9 protein-coding genes are annotated in these 7489 nt (G+C 63.4%); 7 read left to right on the forward strand and 2 right to left on the reverse strand.

The window, feature by feature from the left end; translation table 11 throughout:
* Positions 1–88: FAD-binding protein (locus EN949_RS37305; protein WP_127371878.1), on the reverse strand; the 88-nt coding region annotated here is incomplete at its 3' end.
* A complete protein-coding gene (locus EN949_RS30660; RefSeq protein WP_027161832.1) occupies positions 78–527 on the reverse strand; it encodes an Rrf2 family transcriptional regulator in 450 nt (149 codons plus the stop codon). The genes EN949_RS30660 and EN949_RS37305, both read right to left, overlap by 11 nt.
* A 263-nt stretch (positions 528–790) precedes the next feature.
* On the opposite strand from EN949_RS30660, the gene EN949_RS30665 reads away from it, so the two are divergent.
* The 7 genes from EN949_RS30665 to EN949_RS30695 form a co-directional block, all read left to right on the forward strand.
* Complete coding sequence (locus EN949_RS30665; RefSeq protein ID WP_127371248.1) at positions 791–1447, forward strand: DedA family protein; 657 nt, start codon at positions 791–793, stop codon at positions 1445–1447.
* Positions 1448–1521: 74 nt separating this feature from the next.
* The gene (locus tag EN949_RS30670; RefSeq protein ID WP_013528025.1) at positions 1522–2433 is read left to right on the forward strand and encodes a LysR substrate-binding domain-containing protein; all 912 of its coding nucleotides are present in this window, start codon (positions 1522–1524) and stop codon (positions 2431–2433) included.
* A gap of 219 nt (positions 2434–2652) precedes the next feature.
* Entirely contained in the window at positions 2653–3807 is a 1155-nt protein-coding gene (locus EN949_RS30675) for an ABC transporter substrate-binding protein (RefSeq protein ID WP_127366801.1), read from the forward strand.
* Positions 3808–4036: 229 nt separating this feature from the next.
* Positions 4037–5047, forward strand: coding sequence for an ABC transporter ATP-binding protein (locus EN949_RS30680; RefSeq protein WP_013528023.1), 1011 nt, complete (start codon positions 4037–4039; stop codon positions 5045–5047).
* Positions 5048–5061: 14 nt separating this feature from the next.
* Positions 5062–6012 carry an ABC transporter permease gene (locus EN949_RS30685; protein ID WP_196815398.1) on the forward strand — a complete coding sequence of 317 codons (951 nt, stop codon included), beginning with the start codon at positions 5062–5064 and terminating at the stop codon, positions 6010–6012.
* On the forward strand, positions 6002–6817 hold the full coding sequence (locus tag EN949_RS30690; RefSeq protein ID WP_024503371.1) for an ABC transporter permease: 816 nt from the start codon (positions 6002–6004) through the stop codon (positions 6815–6817). Before EN949_RS30685 ends, EN949_RS30690 begins: the two co-directional genes overlap by 11 nt.
* Before the next feature lie 95 nt (positions 6818–6912).
* A partial coding sequence (locus EN949_RS30695; protein WP_127371877.1) for an aldehyde dehydrogenase family protein occupies positions 6913–7489 on the forward strand: 577 nt, incomplete at its 3' end.

Genomic DNA, 7489 nt, shown 5'->3' on the forward strand with positions numbered 1-7489 from the left:
CCAGCACCCTGCGTCCTGCCCGCGCCACCTGGATGGCGGCGGACAGGCCGGCAAAGCTGCCGCCGACGACGGCAAGATCATACTGCATGGCTGGAGACTCCAATGAGGTCAAAACGGCGGCGGAAATCGGCGGTCAGGTCAGCCAGCGTGATGCGGCTCAGCTTCTCCGCCAGCAGCCTTTCGGCGGCGATGCGAAAATCGTCGAGCACGGCGATCACCGCCTGCTCGACGAGGCAGCCGGGGCTTTCCGGATCGGTGCTGAACGGCAGCAGTGTCTCGCCAAGGGCGACACTGATCTCGGCCAGGGATATTTTCTCGGGCGCCCGCCCGAGCAGCCAGCCGCCACCGTGCCCGCGCGACGAGGTGACGATGCCGGCGTCGCGCAAGCCTGCGATGGTGCGGCGGACCACGACCGGATTTGTGTGGATGAAGGTGGCAAGCTGCTCGGAGGTCAGCGCTTGTTCGGGCTTCTCGGCCATGTGGACGAGAATGTGCAGGGTCGAGGACAGCCGGCTGTTGCGTTTCATGTAACTTAGTTAGTTACGATTCTCATCGATGTCAAACACGTCTCGTCCGCGCCGGGGCGCAATGTCCACGCAATCCATTCGCGGCAAACAGAACCAGTCGGTGCGCGATTCGCCTCGTATGCCGGTGCCAAGGCGTCGGACCCGACATATGCAACGGATTTCGGGTCCGACGCTGACTGCAGCAAACGCCACGCCGACCGATCGAAGCGTTGGATCCAGGATGAAGGTTGCCTGATGCTTTGTCTTTTCTCCAGAGATGGACCGTGGCGCCGTTTGGTGTCGGCGTCACCATGTCGCTTCGCGTGACGGGGCCGCTGGCGGCCATCCTCGGCTTCGGTCTGTTCGGCGTCTTCTGCCTCGCCTTCACCGAAAAGATCCTGCCAATCCCGCCCTCGCATGTGCTGCTGCTGTTCCTCGGCATGACGGCGGCGCCGGATGCTTCGACGCTGGCGATCCTGCTGATGGTGACGACGCTTGCGTCCGCCAGCGGCTGCCTTGTCTGGTATGCGGTCGGCCGCCGGGTTGGACCTGACCGCGCCGACAGGCTGGTCGAGCGTTTCGGCAAGTACGTGTTCCTGCGCCACGCGACCTACCGCAGGCTCGGCCAGGCCTATCGGCGCAATCACGTCCGGGTGTCCTTGCTGGCGCAGTTCATCCCGACTGTGCGCAATTACCTGCCGATCGCCGCCGGCGCACTCTGCCTGCCCGCTTTGCCCTTCGCGGCCGCGACGCTGCTCGGCGCCACGTTCTGGAACGCGGGCTTTCTCACCACCGGCTATCTGCTGCGCGGCAGCGGCCGGGACTCCTTCACGGTGGGCCTGCGCATCATTGTCATCGTCGTGGCTCTGGAGACGGCATTCATGCTTGCGCTGCGCTATGGCCCCGCATGCCGGCGGCGCATCAAGTTGGCGCTCGGTTGAGCGCCAGCTCTCAGGTCATGGGATAGCTCTACAGTCGGCTTCCCTTCGTTCGGCCGCCGGTGTTTAGTCCGGGCATGGCTTTCACCATCCGCCAGCTGCAGTTCTTCATCGCCGTTGCCGAGCAAGGCACGGTCTCGGGCGCCGCCCAGAACCTCTCCATCTCGCAATCGTCGGTCACCGAAGCAATCAAGGAACTCGAAAGCGATCTCGGCGTCGAACTGTTCGAACGCCACCCGCGCGGCCTCAACATCACCCACAAGGGTCACCAGTTCCTGCGCCATGCGACGAAAATCCTCGCCGATGTTTCCGATGCGCGCCGCTCTTTCTCCGGCGAGCAGGCGGTGGCGGCCGGCCGGCTGCAGCTCGGCGTCACCTCGCTGGTCGCCGGCTATGTGCTGTCGGATCTGCTCGCCCGCTACCGCCGTGCCTATCCGGGCGTCGAGGTCTCTGCCATAGAGGACAATGGCGATTATCTCGAACACCTCCTGATCGGCGGCAAGCTCGACATTGCCGTCATGGTCACCTCCAATTTGCGCGACCGCACCGCGTTGCAGTCGGAAATCCTCGAAGTCTCGGCCTATCGCCTGTGGCTGCCGCTCGGTCATCCGCTCGTCGGCGCCGACATCATCAGCATTGGCGACATTGCCTCCGAAACGCTGATCATGCTGACCGTCGACGAGATCGAGGAGAATACCGGCAAGCTGCTGACGGCGATCGGCGCCAAGCCGCATGTCGCCTTCCGCACCCGTTCCGTGGAGGCCGTGCGCAGTCTGGTCGCCACCGGTGCTGGCGTGGCGCTGCTGCCCGATCTCGTCTACCGGCCCTGGTCGCTGGAAGGCGACCGCATCGAATCGCGCGATATTTCCGGCTCCTTGCCGGTGGTCCAGGTCGGCATGGTCTGGCGGCGCGGCTCCGGTCTGCCGCAGGCCGCGCGCGATTTCATCGGTCTTGCCCAGTCGCAACGGACGGTCCGCCAGCGTCCCTGAGAGACCGGCTGCACATCTATCGGAAAAACCGATATCGCCCTTCTGATAAATGAATTTGCGAAACCGGAATTTTCAAAGCACTTTCGGTTCAGGGACCAAAGCCGCCATCAGAGCGGCATCAAGCCCAACGGACGAACTGACAGTTTTCAGTCCGCGCGTGACCTCTAACGAAGACCGAAACCGGCTTTCAGGGTCAGGCGCCTAAATGGGAGATCGACAATGAATTCATTCCTGAAGTCATGCACTGCTCTGACGGTCGCGCTGACCTTTTCCGGTCAGGCCGTCGCCCAGGTCAAGGAACTTGGCAAGGGCGAAGGCCAGGTCAACATCGTTGCCTGGCCGGGCTACATCGAGCGCGGCGAAACCGACAAGGGCTATGACTGGGTGACTTCCTTCGAGAAGGAGACCGGCTGCAAGGTCAACGTCAAGACCGCCAACACCTCTGACGAGATGGTCTCGCTGATGAATGAGGGCGGTTTCGACCTCGTCACCGCTTCGGGCGATGCCTCGCTGCGCCTCGTTGCCGGCAAGCGCGTGCAGCCGATCAACACCGATCTCATCCCGAGCTGGAAGACGGTCGACGAGCGCCTCAAGGACGCGCCGTGGTTCACCGTCGGCGGCGCCCACTACGGCGTTCCCTACCAGTGGGGTCCCAACGTCCTGATGTACAATACCGACGTGTTCAACGAGGCTCCCAAGAGCTGGAACATCGTCTTTGAGGAAATGAAGCTGCCGGACGGCAAGTCCAACAAGGGCCGCGTCCAGGCCTATGACGGGCCGATCCACATTGCGGATGCGGCCAACTATCTGATGTTCCACAAACCGGAACTCGGCATCAAGGATCCCTATGAACTGAACGAGGACCAGTACAAGGCGGCGCTCGAATTGCTGCGCGTCCAACGCACACTGGTTGGCCGCTATTGGCACGACGCCGCCATCCAGGTCGACGATTTCCAAAACGAAGGCGTCGTCGCTTCCGGCTCGTGGCCGTATCAGGTCAACACGCTGGTCGCCGCCAAGAAGCCGGTCGCTTCCACCATCCCGGAGGAGGGCGCCACCGGTTGGGCCGACACCACCATGATGGAGGCCGACGCCGCCAACCCCAACTGTGCTTATATGTGGATGGAACATTCGCTGTCGCCGAAGGTGCAGGGCGATGTCTCGGCCTGGTTCGGCTCACTGCCCGTCGTGCCCGCCGCCTGCAAGGGCAATGAGCTTTTGACCGACGAGGGTTGCAAGACCAACGGCTACGAGAACTTCGACAAGATCAAGTTCTGGAAGACGCCGGTGTCGAAATGCGCCACCCAGAACGATCAGTGCGTGCCCTACTACCGCTGGGTGTCGGACTATATCGGCGTCATCGGCGGACGATGAGCATCCTTACCCTCCCCCTTGTGGGGAGGGTCGACGCATAGCGTCGGGGCGGGGTCTGCTCGGCAGTTCGTGGCAGTGCCTGGCCTTTCGCAAGGCTCAGGCGTTCGAAGCTCGAAAAGCCAAGCAATTGGCTTTTCGTCCGCTATGCGGACCACTTCTCACCCCCACAAGGGGGAGATAGGACGTCGCGCGACATCAACACATCAAACCGGCAACGGACTGACAGCCCATGACCTCCGCCGTCTCCTTCCAGAAGGCCTCGCGCCATTTCGGCAGCGTGCGCGCCGTCGACGCGGTCGATCTCGACATCGCGCCTGGGGAATTCTTCGCCATGCTCGGGCCGTCCGGTTCCGGCAAGACCACTTGCCTGCGCCTCATCGCCGGCTTCGAGCAGCCGACATCGGGCTCGATCTCGATCTTCGGCGACCGCGCCGAGGGCGTTCCGCCCTATCGCCGCAACGTCAACACCGTGTTCCAGGACTATGCGCTGTTCCCGCATCTGAACGTGCTCGACAACGTTGCCTACGGGCTGATGGTCAAGGGCGTCGGCAAGGCTGAGCGGCACAAGGCGGCGGAAGAGGCGCTGTCACTGGTGCGGCTGCCCGGCTATGGCGCCCGCCGGCCCGGCCAGCTTTCCGGTGGCCAGCGCCAGCGCGTGGCACTGGCCCGCGCGCTGGTCAACCAGCCAAAGGTGCTGCTGCTCGACGAGCCGCTCGGCGCGCTCGACCTCAAATTGCGCGAGAACATGCAGGAGGAGTTGAAGTCGCTGCAGAAGGCGCTCGGCATCACCTTCGTCTTCGTCACTCACGACCAGGGCGAAGCGCTGTCGATGGCCGACCGCGTCGCCGTCTTCAACGATGGCAAGATCATGCAGATCGGCACTCCGGAAGATATCTACCAGCGGCCGAGGACCCGCTTCGTCGCCGATTTCGTCGGCTCCTCCAACGTGCTGCCGCCGGATTTCGTGCAGCGCTATTCCGGCCAGCATCGCTGGGGGAGTCTCCGCCCCGAATCCATTCGCGTCGGCCGCGCGGCCAAGGGGGTCACAAGTGGTGAAGGCGTGTCGGCCCGCCTCGTCTCGACCAATTATCTCGGCGCCACGACAAAGCTGGCGCTCGACGCCGACGGGCTGCGGCTGCACGCCATCGTGCCGGCCGGCATCGCCTTGCCGGCAGAAGGCGAGGCGGTTGTGCTGACCTTCAACCGCGAGCACCTGCATCTGATGGACGAGCCGGCATGAGCCTCGACGCCGCCATGGTGCGTGCAACCGCTCCCGCCATCCTGCCGGGTAGCGGCGGTCTGCGCGGCGCTCTGTCGGACCTTTTCTGGCGCAAGCCGAAGGTCCTGTTGCTGCTCATGCTGCTGCCTCCGGTTTTGTGGCTGGGCATCGTCTATATCGGCTCGCTGTTTGCGCTGCTGGCGCAGAGCTTTTTCTCCATTGACGAGTTTTCCGGCCTCATCAACCGCGAGTTCACGCTCAAGACCTATGGCGATCTGTTCCAGGCTGCCAATCTCGACATCATCCTGCGCACGGTGACGATGGCGGCTCTGGTCACGCTGGCCTCGGCCGTCATCGCCTTCCCCATCGCCTACTACGCGGCGCGCTATGCGCGCGGCCGCTGGAAGGCCTTGTTCTATCTCGGCATCATGCTGCCACTGTGGTCCAGCTATCTGGTCAAGATCTACGCCTGGAAGCTGATCCTGGCCAAGGAAGGCATCCTCACCTGGCTGCTCGCCAAGCTGCATTTGTTGTGGGTTCTCGACGCTTGGCTGTCGCTGCCGATCGTCGGCGGCAATTCCCTGTCGGTATCGTTCACCGGCACCTTCATCGTCTTCGTCTATGTCTGGCTGCCGTTCATGATCCTCCCCGTTCAGGCGGCGCTCGAGCGCGTGCCCGGCAATCTGGTCGAGGCCTCGTCCGACCTCGGCGCTTCACCGGGACAGACCTTCCGCAACGTGCTGTTTCCGCTGGCGCTGCCGGGCATCGTCGCCGGTTCGATCTTCACCTTCTCGCTGACGCTCGGCGATTACATCATCCCGCAGATCATCGGCACCTCGCGTCTGTTCATCGGCCAGGCGGTCTATTCGCAGCAAGGCACCGCCGGCAACATCCCGCTCGCCGCCGCCTTCACCGTGGTGCCGATCGTCATCATGGGCTTCTATCTCTGGGGCGCCAAGCGCATGGGGGCCTTCGATGCGCTCTGATGGTTCCCAGTCGGCTCCGCTCGGCCTGAAGATTGCCGCCGCCTGCGGGCTGCTGTTCCTGCACCTGCCGATCCTGCTGATCTTCGTCTATGCCTTCACCACCGAAGAGAAGAGTTTCGTCTGGCCGCCGCCAGGGCTGACGACGCAGTGGTTCGCCGTGACCTGGAACCGGCCAGATGTCTGGCAGGCGCTGTCGCTGTCGGTCAGGGTGGCCGCGATTTCGACGGCGATCGCGCTCATCCTCGGCACGCTCTGTTCGGCGGCGGTGTCGCGGACAAGATTCTTCGGCCGCGAAACCATCTCGCTGCTGGTCATCCTGCCGATCGCGCTGCCCGGCATCATCACCGGCATTGCGCTGCGCTCGGCCTTTTCGCTGGCCGACATCCCGTTCTCGTTCTGGACGATCGTGCTTGGCCACGCCACCTTCTGCGTGGTCGTCGTCTACAACAACGCCGTCGCCCGTTTCCGCCGCACTTCCGGTTCGATGATCGAGGCCTCGATGGATCTCGGCGCCGACGGTTTTCAGACCTTCCGCCATGTCGTGCTGCCCAACATCGCCACGGCGCTGCTTGCCGGCGGCATGCTGGCCTTCGCGCTGTCCTTCGACGAGGTCATCGTCACCACCTTCACCGCCGGCCAGCAGCAGACGCTGCCGATCTGGATGCTGGAAGAACTGATCCGTCCGCGCCAGCGCCCGGTCACCAATGTCGTTGCCATGGTCGTCATGCTGGTGACGTTGCTGCCGATCCTTGCCGCTTATTACCTCACCCGTGACGGCGACCAGATCGCTGGAAGCGGGAAATGAAAAACAGCGAATAGGGAGTAGCGAATAGGGATCGACGGTCAAACCCTACTCGCTTTCAGCTACTCGCTACTCGCTTCTGTAAAGGGAGAAACCTTATGGACACCCAGATGCTGATCGGCTCGAAATTCGAGAAGGGCACCGAGACCGAGGAGCCGATCCTCAATCCAAAGACCGGGGCGACCATCCTCAACCTGCCCGAGGCCAGCCAGGCGCAGATCGAGGCGGCGGTCACTGCTGCCGAACAGGCGTTCGTCTTGTGGTCGCGCACCACGCCGGCGCAGCGCTCCGGCTATTTGCTGAAGATCGCCGACCGCATCGAAGCCGACGCGAAGGAGTTCGCCACGCTCGAGGCGCTCAACTGCGGCAAGCCGATCAACGCCGTGCTCAATGACGAAATCCCGGCGATCGTCGATTGCTACCGCTTCTTCGCCGGCGCCGTCCGTTCGATGCCGGGCGTCGTCGCTGGCGAATACATTCCCGGCCACACCTCGATGGTCCGTCGCGATGCCATTGGCATCGTCGCTTCCATCGCGCCGTGGAACTATCCGCTGATGATGATGGCCTGGAAGCTGGCGCCGGCGATCGCCGGCGGCAACACCGTCGTCTTCAAACCGTCCGAGCAGACACCGCTGACGGCGCTGAAGCTGGCAAAAATCCTTGCGGACATCCTGC

It is taken from the genome of Mesorhizobium sp. M7A.F.Ca.US.007.01.2.1, assembly GCF_003998165.1.
Classification (GTDB): Bacteria; Pseudomonadota; Alphaproteobacteria; order Rhizobiales; family Rhizobiaceae; genus Mesorhizobium; species Mesorhizobium ciceri.